We start from the raw sequence: 13,657 nt of genomic DNA, 5'->3' as shown, positions 1-13,657 counted from the left end.
ATACCATAGGGGGAACCTTTATGCAGCTTTTAAAGGACAGAATACGGAAGGACGGAAAGATCAAGTCCGGTGACGTACTGAAAGTAGACAGCTTTTTAAATCACCAGATGGATATTAAGCTGTTCGTGGAGATCGGAAAAGAGTTTAAAAGACGATTTGCAGATGAAGAAGTCAATAAGATCCTGACCATTGAGGCTTCCGGTATCGGTATCGCATGCATCGTAGCACAATATTTTGATGTACCTGTGGTATTTGCCAAGAAATCCAAGACGAAGAATATAGCAGGAGATGTTTATACCACTCAGGTTGAATCCTTTACCCATGGCAGAACCTATGATGTTATGGTATCCAGGGAATTTATAGGAGCCGGTGACAAGGTGCTGCTTATCGATGATTTCTTAGCCAACGGGAAAGCGCTGGAGGGACTTGCAGCAATAGTAAAAGACTCCGGTGCAGAACTGGTCGGAGCCGGGATTGTTATTGAAAAGGGATTTCAGCCCGGCGGAGACAGCCTTCGCTCGGAGGGTATCCGGGTAGAATCCCTGGCAATCGTGGAAAGCATGGATGAAACCTCTGGTACCATCTGTTTTAGGGGTGATCGATGACCGGGAAGAGAAAAGCCCTGTTTTTTGATATTGACGGCACACTTTTTTCGGAAATTAACCGCAATGTACCGGAGAGCGCAAAACATGCCATTGTACAGGCAAGGGAGACAGGGCATCTGGTTTTTATTAACTCCGGACGTACCTACTGCCTTACCAGTCCAATTCGGTCTCTCCTGCAGGTGGATGGCTATTGCTGCGGCTGTGGGACACGGATTGTAGCGGGGGAAGAAGTTCTCTACTCCGCTACAATTCCTCATGAAACGGGTATAAAAATTAAAAAAATGATTCTGAAATATGGTCTTGACGGGATCTTAGAGGGAACAGAAAGCTGCTATTTTAATAAAACGGAATCACGGATCGCTAAGGTCAGAACCATGAAGGAAAATGTAGCACTTGAGGGAAACTGCTCTCCATATAGCTGGGATGAAGATTGTTATGATTTTGATAAATTCTGCGTTATGGAGGATGAGCAAAGTGATATGAAAGGATTCGCCCGGGAATTAGGACTGGATTTTGAGATTATCAACCGGGGCGGCGGATTCTACGAATGCATTCCCGCAGGACACTCCAAGGCGACTGCCATTGAGGCAGTGATAGCGCATTATGGAGTGGAACTTGAGGATACCTATGTATTCGGTGACAGTACCAATGATTTATCCATGTTTGAGTATGCAAAGAACTGTATTGCCATGGGACATCACAGCGTGGAACTGGAGCCTTATGCCACGTTTTATACAAAAAATGTGGAAGACAACGGAGTTGCTTACGCAATGAGAAAGCTGGGAATAATTTAACTGATGGATCAGGTATAGATAAAAACATGGGATCGGCGATAAACCGTTCCCATGTTTCTTTTTTAACTCATTTTATTTAAGATGCTTCTGGCAACGCTGATACCGTTAGCCGAAGCCTGCTGAAGCCCTCTGGTTACAGATGCACCATCTCCGATGGCGCGAAGTCCCAGAACACTGGTCTCAAAATCACTGTTAACGACAACTTTATTGGAGTAGAATTTAACCTCCACGCCATAAAGAAGAGTTTCATCGCTGGCGATACCCGGTGTAACCTTATCCAGAGCCAGGAGCATCTCTTTGATATCAACCATAATTCTGTGAGGGAATACCAGAGACAGATCGCCGGGAACCGCATCCTTTAAAGTAGGAATGATATTGTTACGGCATAAGCGCTCTTCTGTGGTACGTCTGCCTCTCTGGAAATCACCGAAGGTCTGTACCAGAATTCTTCCGTCACACAGCATGTTGCTTAGCTGTGAGATATGCTTTCCATATTCGATGGGTGTTTTAAAAGGCTTAGTAAAGTTTTTAGATACAAGTATCGCAAAATTCGTATTATTGGTTTTAAACTCCTTAGACTTGTAGGCGTGTCCATTGACTACTGCAAGTCCATTTTCATAATATTCAGTCGCTACTTCACCAGATGGATTGGTACAGAAGGTACGTACTTTATCATCAAAGGTTGGTGTATAATAAACCAGCTTTGCTTCGTAAAGATTCTTATTCAGGAATTCCATTACTTCATCTCTGACTTCAACACGGACTCCGATATCAACGGTTCCCACCTTTGTCTCAATTCCATGATTTCCGCAGATATGACTGAACCAGTCAGATCCTTCGCGGCCGATGGCAGATACGATCTCAGATGCCTCATAGATCACATCCTTATCAGTGATAATCCCATTTGCCTGATTATCCTCAATCAGGATGTCCTTCACCATGGTATTAAATTCCATCTCCACGCCCTGTTCCAGTAAATGCTCCTGCAGACGGGTGTAGATTTTATAGCCTTCCTCCGTGCCAAGATGGCGGATGGGGCATTCGATCAGTTTTAAATTGGCGTTAATGGCTTTGCGGCGGATCTCCTGGATCTCCTTTTGCTTGTCCACACCGTATACATTGGTGTCAGCGCCGAATTTTAAATAAATATTATCAGATTCCTTTAACAGTTCCACGGTTTTATCATATCCCAGTATTTCAGGAAGATTCCCTCCTACATCCGGGGATAACGATAACTTTCCGTCTGAGAATGCTCCTGCACCTGCAAATCCAGTGGTAATGGAGCAAGGTTTGCAGCCTACGCATACTTTGGTTGTACGTTTGGGACAGGTACGTTTTTCAATTGGGCGGCCCTTCTCAATCATGAGGATCTTTAGATCCGGTTTTTTCTCGATCAGTTCATAGGCGCAGAAAATGCCGGAGGGGCCTGCACCGATGATGATCACATCGTATTTTTTTGAAGCTTCCTTCATGAACATCACTCCTTTTTCCTTCTAACTCTTATAGTCAACTATTGAGGTAGTTGGTAGAAACGTTCAACCAATTTTGAACTTATATAAGCGCAACGGTATTATTCTATCATAATGCCTGGAGATATGACAAGGTACAATATACCATTTTCATCAACTTTTTGTTTTGATATGCTGCTTTATGGCCCGGTTGATTTTATTTCTGATTAATATCAGATATGCTGCTGATTTTGGATAAGTCTTAAATGTGATCGGTTCCGACAAATCCTCTTCCAGAAGCGTTATAACTGCTTCCCTGCCAATATACTGTTCTAACAGCTTTAATGCCCTGTGATCCTGTATGGCTTCGTATAAAACCATAAGGCGGATGGATTCTTCCGGCTGTCTGTCTGCTTCGGGGTAAACTAAAAATGCATCGCCAGAAGGGAAACTTCCACCGCTGTCAGTGACCAGATAAGGATTTATATGATCTACGGAATATTCGGAATTATAAAAGTTAAAACCCCAGTGAAGAATTCCTTCCATCCCAAACTTATAGACCTGAATTCCATAGATCCGGTTTCGCGGTGATGGCATGGCCATAAAACGGTTGGCGACACCGACGCATTGCGCAGTGCAATAGTAGCTCCATAAATGAGGAACACCATGCTGTAAAAACGGTTCGATATGGTCGGTGGCACAAACAGGCCTCTCGGCCAGACCTGCCTCATAAAAAGAATAGTCCGAAAGAGCATCGATCACCTTACAGCCTTTTAAATGGCTCATAACGGATTTTCTTGCTGCGGCATAGGATTCTAAATGATCATTTCTTGGCTCGTCTGAGATATGAAACCAGGTGTCATCTAAAATATCCAGAAGCGTTAACTCCTCTTTCAGTGCCGGCAGGAACTGATTGAGAAAACAGGTATATTCCCCTAGGGCAGGGGTATGCCACCCAAAACGTTTCACGGTTTTCCCATTTTTAATAACCAGGATCTTTGGTGCAAAGCCCGCGCCCCATTGGGTGAACAGATGAGCCATCTCAAAATATTTGATTCCGCAGGCTTTACAGATTGCAACCCATCGCCTCAACCGGGTGAAGTCAAACTGATAGCAGCCGTCCGCTTCGGTTATGCCGACCAGCTGTATTGTGGTTCGTTCCCCGCCTTTTGCAGTATCAAGCGGCGGTGTAAAGATGGGGGTCAGTATCATATTCATACCCCGTTTTCCATAAAGAGCAATAAAATTTCCAAGGATTTCCCAGTGTTCGTTTGAAAATACAGGAACATGATAATAATCAGCCAGACAGTCTCCATGAAACCATTCAGTATGAATCAGTTCCTGCCTGGGCAATGAGGCAGCAATGACTTCGATTGTGGCAGTTACTGAGGCAACGATCTGTTTATCTTCGTTTATTATGGAAACTGTGACGGGATAAATACCCGCGGGAATTTCACTGGTGAGACTAATCTCAGTCCACAGGCTCTGCCATTTGCCGGGTACCAGTATGAGCTGATTCTTGTCCGGGCTTCGAAGAAGATCGGGATAAAGACCTGGTGTGTGGCGCAGATAATTGCTGTCTCGCTTCTCGTGGGCAGGATATGCTGAGGGGACAGAAATCACCTGGCGGATGTTTATATATTTTTTCAGAGGAGAATCTATAGTAACTTCCATTGTCTCCTTTTCGTTTCCGGAGAAAGAACAGGCGGCCTGAAACGAAACCGTCTCTCCCCAGAGACCGCTAAGACGGCAGCATTCCGGATAAAACAGAGGCTCTTCATCAGTAAATACTTTAGTCAGTGAACTTAGAAGGATCATTTGGTAAGAACTTTTATATTGTTCCATGTCAGGTTCCTTTCTTAAATATTTACATTATAACTTCCTGTATGCAGGTTTTCAATGGAATTAAATTATTCTGTGATTCTATCTTTACATCCTTCTTTGGAACTGTTAAAATGATATGAATCGCGTTAGGTACCCCTGTGAGGGAAATCTAACGCTTTTCGGGCGTTCATAAAACACCCGGATCAGTCATGAAATGCAACTGCAGTTAATATAGACAATAATAAGGAGAATTATCATGTACATCATCGCAGGATTGGGTAATCCAACAAGAGAGTATGATAAAACAAGACATAATGTAGGTTTTGAAGCTATTGATGTTCTGGCGGACAAACTGGGAATCAGGGTAACGGATAAAAAACATAAGGCTGTTTACGGGCTGGGAATGGCAGGATACCAGAAGGTGATTCTTTCTAAACCTCAGACCTATATGAATTTAAGCGGAGAGAGCATCCGTTCTATGGCTGACTTTTATAAGGTAGAGCCGGAGAACATTATTATCATCTGCGATGACATCAATCTCACAGAGGGACAGCTTCGGATTCGTAAGAAAGGAAGTGCCGGGGGGCATAATGGTCTGAAAAATATTATTCAGCATTTAGGAACCCAGGAATTCCCCAGAATCAGAGTGGGAGTTGGTGAAAAACCTAAAGAGATGGATCTGGCAGATTATGTGCTGGGACGTTTCCCTAAAGAGCAGGAGATGATTATGGCGGATGCTTACCAGGCAGCAGCAGATGCGGCGGTCATGATGGTGGAAGACGGGGCTGATCAGGCGATGAATTATTTCAACAGGAAGAAATAAGGAGATTTCATGAACGATCTATTTGAAAAACCATTAAGAGAACTAAGGGACTTCGAAGGTCTTTGCTCTGATCTTGCAAAGAAGGCCGGACCGGTTATAGCAAGCGGATGTATGGACTCCCAGAAAGTTCACCTGATGTATGAAGCGGCAAAGCAGACAGGCCTGAAGCTGGTAGTAACCTATGACGATACCAGAGCAGGTGAGATCTATGAAGATCTTCGCTTTTTTGATTCCAATGTGTGGCTTTATCCGGCAAGGGACTTGCTGTTTTTCAATGCGGATATCCATGGAAACCTGCTGACCAAGCGGCGAATGGCGGTTTTTCGTCATTTAATGGAACAATCATCCGGGTGGGTGGTTACAACCTTTGATGGTCTGATGGATCATTTGATGCCGCTTGCTGATATGAAAAAGCAGACACTTCTGGTTGAGGGCGGCCAGATTATTGATGTGGAGAAATGGAAAAAACGGCTTGCAGAGCTTGGATATGAACGGATGGCACAGGTGGATGGAATGGGACAGTTTTCCGTCCGTGGCGGTATCATAGATATTTTTCCTCTCACAGAAGAGCTTCCTGTCCGTATAGAGCTTTGGGACAATGAGGTGGATTCTATCCGTACCTTTGATTTAGAGAGCCAGAGGTCAATCGAGCAGCTTGACGAGATCCGTATCTACCCGGCAACGGAAATGATTCTTACCTCGCAGCAGATCAGCGATGGTATTGATGCACTTCAAAAAGAGCTGAAAAAATACGAAAAAGATCTTAGGGCACAGTCAAAGATTCAGGAGGCAGCCAGGATCCGCTCCATTATATCAGAACTATTAGAAGGATTAAGAGAGGGCTGGAAGCAGCACGGCCTGGACGGATATATTCATTATTTTTGCAGAGACAGCGTATCCTTTCTGGATTACTTTTCGCCTGAGAATACGGTGTTTTTCCTGGATGAACCTGAACGGCTTAAGGAAAAGGGAGAAGTTGTTGAGGCGGAATTCAGGGAGAGCATGATTCACCGACTGGAAAACGGATATCTCCTGCCAGGTCAGACAAATCTTCTTTATCCGGCAAAGGAGATGCTGGCCAGAATCCAGATGAAGAGCAGCGTGTATTTAACAGGCCTGGAACAGAAGCTATCAGGTTTTGTGGTAAAAAACCGCTACAGCTTTCAGGTAAAGAACGTAAATTCTTATCAGAATAGTTTTGAGCTGCTGATTAAGGATTTAACCAGATGGAAGCGGGAAGGCTATCGTGTGATCCTTCTTTCTGCTTCCAGGACCAGAGCCAGCCGTCTTGCCGGGGATTTAAGGGAATACGACTTACACGCCTACTGTCCGGACGATCAGGACGGAGAGCATGACGTAAAACCAGGAGAGATCCTGGTTACCTACGGTAATATCCACCGGGGCTTTGAGTATCCAATGATTAAATTTCTGGTTATTACCGAAGGTGATATGTTCGGTATGGAGAAAAAGAAGCGCAAACGGAAAAAGACGGTTTATGAAGGTACCAGAATCCAGAATTTTTCCGACCTTTCCGTAGGGGATTATGTGGTACATGAGGATCATGGGCTGGGAATTTACCGGGGTATCGAAAAAATTGAGCAGGACGGCGTGATTAAGGATTACTTAAAGGTGGAATATGCGGATAACGGCAATCTTTATCTTCCTGCCACACGGCTTGACGGAATTCAGAAGTATGCAGGTGCTGAAGCAAAGAAACCAAAGCTGAACCGACTGGGAGGAGACCAGTGGAACAAGACTAAAACCAGGGTTAAGGGGGCAGTAAAAGAGATTGCAAAGGATCTGGTCATGCTCTATGCGGCCAGACAGCAGACACATGGATTCCGGTATGGCGAGGATACCGTCTGGCAGAAAGAATTTGAGGAAATGTTTCCTTATGATGAGACAGAAGACCAGTGGGACGCAATCGAAGCAGCCAAAGCAGATATGGAAAGCGGAAAGATCATGGACCGGCTGATTTGCGGAGATGTGGGATATGGTAAGACTGAGATCGCGCTAAGGGCTGCATTTAAAGCGGTTCAGGATGGGAAGCAGGTAGTTTATCTGGTACCCACTACGATTCTGGCACAGCAGCATTATAATACCTTTGCCCAGAGAATGAAAGATTTCCCGGTGCGGGTGGATTTAATGTCCCGGTTTAAAACCTCTTCCCAGATTAAGAAAACCGTGGAAGACTTAAGAAAGGGAATGGTGGATATTGTGGTAGGCACCCACCGGGTCTTATCTAAAGATGTGCAGTTTAAAGATCTGGGACTGTTAATTATTGATGAGGAACAGCGGTTTGGTGTTGCACATAAGGAAAAGATCAAACAGTTAAAGGAAAATATCGACGTTCTCACCCTGACAGCTACCCCTATCCCAAGGACTCTTCATATGAGCCTGGTGGGAATCCGGGATATGAGTGTTCTGGAAGAACCTCCAGTTGACCGTATGCCCATACAGACTTATGTGATGGAGCATAACGACGAGATGGTGCGGGAAGCAATTCACAGGGAACTGGCCAGGGGAGGTCAGGTCTATTATGTATATAACCGGGTCAATAATATTGACGAGGTGGCGAACCATATAGCAAAGCTGGTCCCGGAAGCAGTGGTAACGTTTGCCCATGGACAGATGCACGAGCATGAACTGGAGCGGATCATGTTTGATTTTGTAAATGGTGAAATTGATGTTCTGGTGTGTACAACGATCATTGAGACCGGGCTGGATATCTCCAATGCCAATACGATGATTATTCAGGATGCAGACCGCATGGGACTTTCCCAGCTTTACCAGTTAAGAGGCCGGGTAGGGCGTTCCAGCAGGACCGCTTATGCATTTCTTATGTATAAACGGGATAAAATGCTAAAGGAAGAGGCTGAGAAACGACTTCAGGCAATCCGTGAATTTACAGAGCTTGGCTCTGGTATAAAAATTGCCATGAGAGATCTGGAAATAAGGGGTGCCGGCAATGTCCTGGGTGCGGAACAGCATGGTCATATGGAAGCGGTTGGATACGATTTATACTGTAAGCTTCTAAACCAGGCTGTTTTGGAACTGAAGGGAATAAGACGGGAAGAGGATACCTACGAAACTGTGGTAGACTGCGATATTGATGCCTATATTCCGACTTCTTATATTAAAAACGAATATCAGAAACTTGACATTTACAAGCGTATATCTGCCATTGAAAATGAAGATGAGCATATGGATATGCAGGATGAACTGATGGACCGTTTCGGCGAGATGCCAAAGCCAGTTGAGAATCTTCTTAAAGTTGCTGCATTAAAGGCCCTGGCACACAGCGCATATGTGACGGAGGTCAATATAAACCGTCAGGAAATCCGCCTGACGATGTATAAAAATGCTAAGCTGAAGGTGGAAGGAATTCCAAAGATCATTGAAGAATACCGGGGTGATTTGAAATTCCACATGGGAGAAGAACCGAAGTTTGCCTACCTTGACCGGAAGAAAAATGCGACAACTGACACAATGATAAGTCAGGCAGAGATCATCTTGAAGCAGATTGGACAGTTATCTGAATAATAGAAAAATATAGAAAAAATAACTAAAAAAACATGGCTTGTCTTGTTGATTTTTTGTCATTATGTGATATACTAATAGTAGAAGTGGGATTTAGTCCCGGATGCTTTCTTACTTCAATTCATTTTGTTTCGAAGAAAGGTGGTAGCTATGGACGTTTTAGGTATGTATCTTCTCCAAAGAGTTTCAGATGAATTAACCATTCAGCGCTATGGTTCTTTTGAAAACAGATTTGTGGCGCCTGTCCCCGACAGTGAGGCAGCAAAAGTGGCACATGAGGCATATATATCCTCTTCAAAAGAAGTTCCCCATCGTGTCAGGCAAGGTGATTTTTAATCTGGGAATGGAATATATCCCTCTTCGTAAAACATTATAATTATCAGTAAGAATCAGGGTTTGACTTAAAGTTTAAGTCTGACCCTGATTTTAAATTTTGGGAAAAATGGCAGACTTAAGTATAATCTGGTGTATTCGAAGCAAAATAATATCAGTGATATTAAAATGCACACGATGGAGGAATATTAAATATGAAAGCAACGGGCATTGTAAGAAGAATTGACGATCTTGGACGTGTAGTAATACCAAAAGAGATCAGAAGAACACTCAGACTTAGAGAAGGTACTCCGCTTGAGATATTTACAGACAGAGAAGGTGAAATAATATTAAAAAAATACTCCCCAATGGTGGAGCTGACTGCTTTCGCATCCCAGTATGCAGAAGCTATGGCCCAGACAACCGGACTGACCGTATGTATCTGTGACCGGGACCAGATTATTGCAGTAGCCGGCGGATCAAAGAAAGAACTCCTTCAGAAAACAATCAGCAAACAGCTTGAGTCTGTCATTAATGAGCGCTCGGTTGTTGTGGCAGGAAAGGATGATAAGGGATTTATTGCATTAACAGGGGAAACTCTGGAAGGAATAACGGCCCAGGTTATAGCCCCCATTATCTGTGAAGGCGATGCGATTGGAGCGGTTGCTCTTTTGAGCAGGGAACCAAGAGCCCGGTTTGGGGATATGGAAACAAAACTGGCAACTACAGCAGCAGGATTTTTAGGACGGCAGATGGAAGGGTAAGGAGGTGAGAAAATGAGAGTTTTTATGCCAGAAGAAGACGACTACAGCGATGGCGATATTCCTGAAATTGATACGGATCCCTACAAAGATGGCTTTTATGTAGAACCGCTGCCAGAATCAGAAAGGCCGAGACGGGATGGTCCGGGCGGGGATTAAAAGAACAGGAACAAAACAAAAAAACGGCAGCCAGATATTAGTATGGCTGCCGTTTTGGTTAAGAGTTTATGGGTTAGTAGATAATCTGGTCTCCATCTTTAATACAGTAATTAACTTTTACACCCAGATCTTGCATCCACTGTCTGGTCTCCAGGGTCTTCCAGTCACCGCTTCCGATTCCCCCGCCGTTGTCATTATTCCAAAGCCAGAGGGGACAGGGCCATAATGCAATCTGAGGTTGAATGGCAGCGTAAACATCACGGTTTACACCGTATTGGCCATGGTGTGACATCTGGACAATATCGCTTTTTAAACCTGAGGCTCCCGTTTCTTTTAAGAGAAGCTCGCCTGCTTCTGGTCCCATATCTCCAAGCACCAGAATGCTGACGTTGTTTAAGAAAAATTTGTAAGCGACGGAACTGTTATTAACTGATGTCGAATCCAGAAGGTAGGGATCATTAAGAACCCTGGCTTTTATGGAGCCAATCTGGAGCTCCTCCCCTTTTTTTACGGTATGGAGACTTTCTGCCGGAAGAGTGGCTAAAGCGGAACGTAAATCAGAAGCCAGCTGGGATCGGGAAGATTCTACCCGGTCATACCACGACTGGTCCGCCAGGGAGCTGTATACATGGTCAATGGTGATCTTGCGGTCCGGATTGTTTAAAATCTTAACCAGTGCTCCCACGTGATCTGAATGGGGGTGGGTGATGAACCAGGCGGATACATGCCCTCCTTTTGATTGAATGACATCGCTTAAATGATCCGCATCAATATCCCAGCCGCCGTCAATGACCACCAGTGCGCCGTCTTTATCCTGCAGGATCATGGAAAGCATCTGGCGGTTGTCATAATCTGCAAGAAGGGAAAGGCTTCCACCATGAAAGAGTTTGCTGCCAGGTCCGATATTTAAAGAGGTGCCGATGCCCATGCGCATGGCCGTTAATTCATCGGCAGTCCTTCCTGGAGTCACAATTTCAGGTGTAAAGGCACTCAATGCAATGTTAAGAAACAGCAGGCAGGCTGCGATCCGTTTCCATATACTAAAATGTTTCATGATTACCTCCGGTTTATTAAATTAACACTCATTATAATAGATATACCGTATTTTTAACAGGGGTCCGGATCAAATGTCAGAAAATCTTCAGAAATGGAAACAGATTCCTCTGGATCTGACCGGTATGTGTTATAATGGAGAAAAGGAGGTTACGTGTATGTATACTTTTCAGGATTTAGTAGATATTACAAATAAACTGCGGTCGGAGGAAGGCTGTCCCTGGGACAGGGAGCAGACTCATGAGAGCTTAAAAAAGCATCTGGAGGAAGAGAGCGAGGAGGTATTCCTTGCAATTGACCATAAGGATATGGACAACCTATGCGAGGAGCTGGGGGACGTTTTATATCAGGTAATGCTTCACAGTCAGATTGCAAAGGAGAATCAATGCTTTTCCATTGATGATGTGGTAAATGGAATCTGTGAGAAAATGATCCGAAGGCATCCACATGTTTTTGGTGATAAAAAGGTGATTTCGTCGGAAGAGGGTGAGGCAGTCTGGAATGCGATAAAAATGCAGGAGAAGTCCCGTGAAAACAGCAAAAAACCTTGACAAAAACAGGAGAAACAGCTATAAATGATATAGTAATCGTGTCAACGAGAAAATTAGTAGCCTGGTGCTACATTCTAGGAGGAAGATATCAATGAACAAAGCAGAGTTAATCGCGGCAGTTGCAGAGAAGGCAGAGCTGTCCAAGAAGGATGCAGAAAAGGCAGTGAAGGCTTTAACAGATGTAATATCTGAAGAATTAGTTAAGGGCGAGAAAATCCAGTTAGTTGGCTTTGGTACATTCGAAGTATCTGAGAGAGCCGCAAGAGAAGGAAGAAATCCTAAGAGCGGTGAAGTAATGAATATTCCGGCTTCCAAAACTCCAAAGTTCAAAGCAGGTAAGGCATTAAAGGATATGGTGAACGCATAATTCATGAGACTTGATAAGTTTCTTAAAGTGTCCAGAATCATTAAGAGAAGAACCGTAGCGAACGAAGCCTGTGATGCGGGCCGCGTGCTTGTTAATGAAAAACCTGCAAAAGCTTCCCTGAATATTAAGGAAGGTGATGTAATTGAAATTCATTTCGGTACCAGTTCCGTTAAGGTAGAAGTTCTTGATGTCGCGGAAACTGTAAAAAAAGATGAAGCAAAAGAGCTTTATCGATATCTTTAGTCTTTGATGTGATACAAAAGATCAATTTCAGGAATATTGGAGCTTGCCTCCTAATATACTTTATAAGGTATATTAGGAGGTTTTTTTATGGAAGAAAAGCTAAGCGTACGCCCTCACAGGCTGACAATAGATAATCGTGCTTCCAGTACGATGACCGGAATACGGGATGTAGTATCCTTTGATGAAAACCAGGTAGTGCTGGATACGGATATGGGTCTGCTGACATTAAAGGGGAAAGATCTTCATGTCAGCCGGTTAACTCTGGAAAAGGGAGAATTGGATTTAAACGGCAGCATTGAAAGTCTGAACTATTCCTCCAATGAGGCTCTGCGCAGATCGGGGGAATCCCTTCTGTCCAGGCTGTTTAAATAAAATCCAGAGGGAGTCATATGAGCGTTCATATCGTATATGAAGTAAAACTTCTGCTCTACAGCTTTTTAACAGGTGCAGGGCTTATGATGACATATGACCTGCTGCGAATTTTCCGTATTTTTATTCCACATTCCTATGTGTTCACAGGAATCGAGGACATGATCTATTGGGTTTATGCCGCACTGGTGACATTTTCCCTGTTATATGAGCAAAATGACGGAGGATTGAGAGGATATGTCATAGCCGGGATTTTTCTGGGGATGTTTTTATATGACCGGCTGGTCAGCAGGTTTTTCTTAAAATCCTTGAAAAACCTTCAGAAATATCTTAAAATGAGAGTGGATAAGTGGATCCGACCAAAAAAGCGGCAATAGAAACAACTGGTGAGTGTATGAGAGAGATGAGAAAGTCAAGAAGAAAAAGAAAAGATAGATGGGGCAACCGCATGACGCTGATTGGAATCACCTTTGTGGTTTTCAGCCTGGCAGTGATTGTCACGATAAAAGGCGCCTCGCTGAAGGAGAAAGAACTGGAATATCAGTACCGCCTGCAGAATCTTCAGGCGCAGGTGGACAAGGAGCAGAACCGTGCCAAAGAACTGGAAGAATACCGGGTATATGTCCAGACGAAGCAATATATTGAAGAAGTGGCCAAGCAGAAGCTGGGGCTTGTAAAACCCGATGAGATTCTGCTGAAGCCGCAGAAGAAGTGATATTGTGTCGTACAATTTTAAATTTGAATCAGCAGTTTTGACAAAAATTTCCCTTCGCTCTGTATATAATGATTTAAAGCATGATACAGGCAG

Annotated in this window: 16 protein-coding genes and 1 riboswitch; of the genes, 13 read left to right on the top strand and 3 right to left on the bottom strand. The window is 44.0% G+C overall.

What is annotated here, in order from left to right; all coding sequences use genetic code 11:
- Positions 1-20 precede the first annotated feature (20 nt).
- Both RZO55_RS22510 and RZO55_RS22505 read left to right on the top strand, forming a co-directional pair.
- The gene (locus tag RZO55_RS22510; protein ID WP_318066493.1) at positions 21-605 is read left to right on the top strand and encodes a xanthine phosphoribosyltransferase; all 585 of its coding nucleotides are present in this window, start codon (positions 21-23) and stop codon (positions 603-605) included.
- On the top strand, positions 602-1,399 hold the full coding sequence (locus RZO55_RS22505; RefSeq protein WP_318066492.1) for an HAD family hydrolase: 798 nt from the start codon (positions 602-604) through the stop codon (positions 1,397-1,399). Before RZO55_RS22510 ends, RZO55_RS22505 begins: the two co-directional genes overlap by 4 nt.
- A 62-nt stretch (positions 1,400-1,461) precedes the next feature.
- Here the strand turns inward: RZO55_RS22505 and RZO55_RS22500 are convergent, their stop codons facing one another.
- Entirely contained in the window at positions 1,462-2,871 is a 1,410-nt protein-coding gene (locus RZO55_RS22500) for an NAD(P)/FAD-dependent oxidoreductase (protein ID WP_318066491.1), read from the bottom strand.
- Between the two features lie 11 nt (positions 2,872-2,882).
- Positions 2,883-2,978, bottom strand: a riboswitch (purine riboswitch).
- A 43-nt stretch (positions 2,979-3,021) separates the two neighbouring features.
- On the bottom strand, positions 3,022-4,692 hold the full coding sequence (locus RZO55_RS22495) for a DUF4091 domain-containing protein (protein ID WP_318066490.1): 1,671 nt from the start codon (positions 4,690-4,692) through the stop codon (positions 3,022-3,024).
- A 235-nt stretch (positions 4,693-4,927) separates the two neighbouring features.
- Between RZO55_RS22495 and pth the strand changes: the two genes are divergently transcribed.
- From pth to RZO55_RS22470, 5 genes are all read left to right on the top strand, one after another.
- On the top strand, positions 4,928-5,494 hold the full coding sequence (gene pth / locus RZO55_RS22490; RefSeq protein WP_318066489.1) for an aminoacyl-tRNA hydrolase: 567 nt from the start codon (positions 4,928-4,930) through the stop codon (positions 5,492-5,494).
- 9 nt (positions 5,495-5,503) lie between these two features.
- Complete coding sequence (mfd, locus tag RZO55_RS22485; protein WP_318066488.1) at positions 5,504-9,037, top strand: transcription-repair coupling factor; 3,534 nt, start codon at positions 5,504-5,506, stop codon at positions 9,035-9,037.
- Positions 9,038-9,184: 147 nt separating this feature from the next.
- Positions 9,185-9,370, top strand: a complete 186-nt coding sequence (locus tag RZO55_RS22480) for a hypothetical protein (protein WP_097005395.1) — start codon at positions 9,185-9,187, stop codon at positions 9,368-9,370.
- A gap of 191 nt (positions 9,371-9,561) precedes the next feature.
- Positions 9,562-10,110 carry a stage V sporulation protein T gene (spoVT, locus tag RZO55_RS22475; RefSeq protein ID WP_318066487.1) on the top strand — a complete coding sequence of 183 codons (549 nt, stop codon included), beginning with the start codon at positions 9,562-9,564 and terminating at the stop codon, positions 10,108-10,110.
- Positions 10,111-10,122: 12 nt separating this feature from the next.
- Positions 10,123-10,266 carry an AE-binding protein gene (locus tag RZO55_RS22470; protein ID WP_097005393.1) on the top strand — a complete coding sequence of 48 codons (144 nt, stop codon included), beginning with the start codon at positions 10,123-10,125 and terminating at the stop codon, positions 10,264-10,266.
- A gap of 73 nt (positions 10,267-10,339) precedes the next feature.
- Here the strand turns inward: RZO55_RS22470 and RZO55_RS22465 are convergent, their stop codons facing one another.
- A complete protein-coding gene (locus RZO55_RS22465) occupies positions 10,340-11,320 on the bottom strand; it encodes a ComEC/Rec2 family competence protein (protein ID WP_318066486.1) in 981 nt (326 codons plus the stop codon).
- A 73-nt stretch (positions 11,321-11,393) separates the two neighbouring features.
- On the opposite strand from RZO55_RS22465, the gene RZO55_RS22460 reads away from it, so the two are divergent.
- From RZO55_RS22460 to RZO55_RS22435, 6 genes are all read left to right on the top strand, one after another.
- Positions 11,394-11,870, top strand: coding sequence for a MazG family protein (locus RZO55_RS22460; RefSeq protein ID WP_336624350.1), 477 nt, complete (start codon positions 11,394-11,396; stop codon positions 11,868-11,870).
- 64 nt (positions 11,871-11,934) lie between these two features.
- A complete protein-coding gene (gene hbs / locus RZO55_RS22455; RefSeq protein ID WP_268875600.1) occupies positions 11,935-12,237 on the top strand; it encodes a non-specific DNA-binding protein Hbs in 303 nt (100 codons plus the stop codon).
- A 3-nt stretch (positions 12,238-12,240) separates the two neighbouring features.
- The gene (locus RZO55_RS22450) at positions 12,241-12,480 is read left to right on the top strand and encodes an RNA-binding S4 domain-containing protein (protein ID WP_097005390.1); all 240 of its coding nucleotides are present in this window, start codon (positions 12,241-12,243) and stop codon (positions 12,478-12,480) included.
- 87 nt (positions 12,481-12,567) lie between these two features.
- Positions 12,568-12,852, top strand: a complete 285-nt coding sequence (gene yabP / locus RZO55_RS22445; RefSeq protein ID WP_318066485.1) for a sporulation protein YabP — start codon at positions 12,568-12,570, stop codon at positions 12,850-12,852.
- 17 nt (positions 12,853-12,869) lie between these two features.
- On the top strand, positions 12,870-13,226 hold the full coding sequence (gene yabQ, locus RZO55_RS22440) for a spore cortex biosynthesis protein YabQ (protein ID WP_318066484.1): 357 nt from the start codon (positions 12,870-12,872) through the stop codon (positions 13,224-13,226).
- Positions 13,199-13,564, top strand: a complete 366-nt coding sequence (locus RZO55_RS22435; protein WP_369293251.1) for an FtsB family cell division protein — start codon at positions 13,199-13,201, stop codon at positions 13,562-13,564. The genes yabQ and RZO55_RS22435 overlap by 28 nt, the downstream gene beginning before the upstream one ends.
- Positions 13,565-13,657 lie beyond the last annotated feature (93 nt).

It is taken from the genome of Clostridium boliviensis, from assembly GCF_033342255.1.
GTDB classification, from domain to species: domain Bacteria; phylum Bacillota; class Clostridia; order Lachnospirales; family Lachnospiraceae; genus Lacrimispora; species Lacrimispora boliviensis.
Note: the sequence above shows the minus strand (reverse complement) of the source record. Positions and strands in the feature narration are given on the sequence as shown.

What these genes read in the sequence shown, in the direction of transcription:
- RZO55_RS22450 (WP_097005390.1), top strand. Translation starts at nt 12,241, where the DNA reads ATGAGACTTGATAAGTTTCTTAAAGTGTCCAGAATCATTAAGAGAAGA.
- yabQ (WP_318066484.1), top strand. Translation starts at nt 12,870, where the DNA reads ATGAGCGTTCATATCGTATATGAAGTAAAACTTCTGCTCTACAGCTTT.
- spoVT (WP_318066487.1), top strand. Translation starts at nt 9,562, where the DNA reads ATGAAAGCAACGGGCATTGTAAGAAGAATTGACGATCTTGGACGTGTA.
- RZO55_RS22510 (WP_318066493.1), top strand. Translation starts at nt 21, where the DNA reads ATGCAGCTTTTAAAGGACAGAATACGGAAGGACGGAAAGATCAAGTCC.
- RZO55_RS22480 (WP_097005395.1), top strand. Translation starts at nt 9,185, where the DNA reads ATGGACGTTTTAGGTATGTATCTTCTCCAAAGAGTTTCAGATGAATTA.
- RZO55_RS22470 (WP_097005393.1), top strand. Translation starts at nt 10,123, where the DNA reads ATGAGAGTTTTTATGCCAGAAGAAGACGACTACAGCGATGGCGATATT.
- yabP (WP_318066485.1), top strand. Translation starts at nt 12,568, where the DNA reads ATGGAAGAAAAGCTAAGCGTACGCCCTCACAGGCTGACAATAGATAAT.
- RZO55_RS22500 (WP_318066491.1), bottom strand. Translation starts at nt 2,871, where the DNA reads ATGAAGGAAGCTTCAAAAAAATACGATGTGATCATCATCGGTGCAGGC.
- RZO55_RS22495 (WP_318066490.1), bottom strand. Translation starts at nt 4,692, where the DNA reads ATGGAACAATATAAAAGTTCTTACCAAATGATCCTTCTAAGTTCACTG.
- RZO55_RS22465 (WP_318066486.1), bottom strand. Translation starts at nt 11,320, where the DNA reads ATGAAACATTTTAGTATATGGAAACGGATCGCAGCCTGCCTGCTGTTT.
- mfd (WP_318066488.1), top strand. Translation starts at nt 5,504, where the DNA reads ATGAACGATCTATTTGAAAAACCATTAAGAGAACTAAGGGACTTCGAA.
- RZO55_RS22505 (WP_318066492.1), top strand. Translation starts at nt 602, where the DNA reads ATGACCGGGAAGAGAAAAGCCCTGTTTTTTGATATTGACGGCACACTT.
- pth (WP_318066489.1), top strand. Translation starts at nt 4,928, where the DNA reads ATGTACATCATCGCAGGATTGGGTAATCCAACAAGAGAGTATGATAAA.
- RZO55_RS22460 (WP_336624350.1), top strand. Translation starts at nt 11,394, where the DNA reads ATGTCAGAAAATCTTCAGAAATGGAAACAGATTCCTCTGGATCTGACC.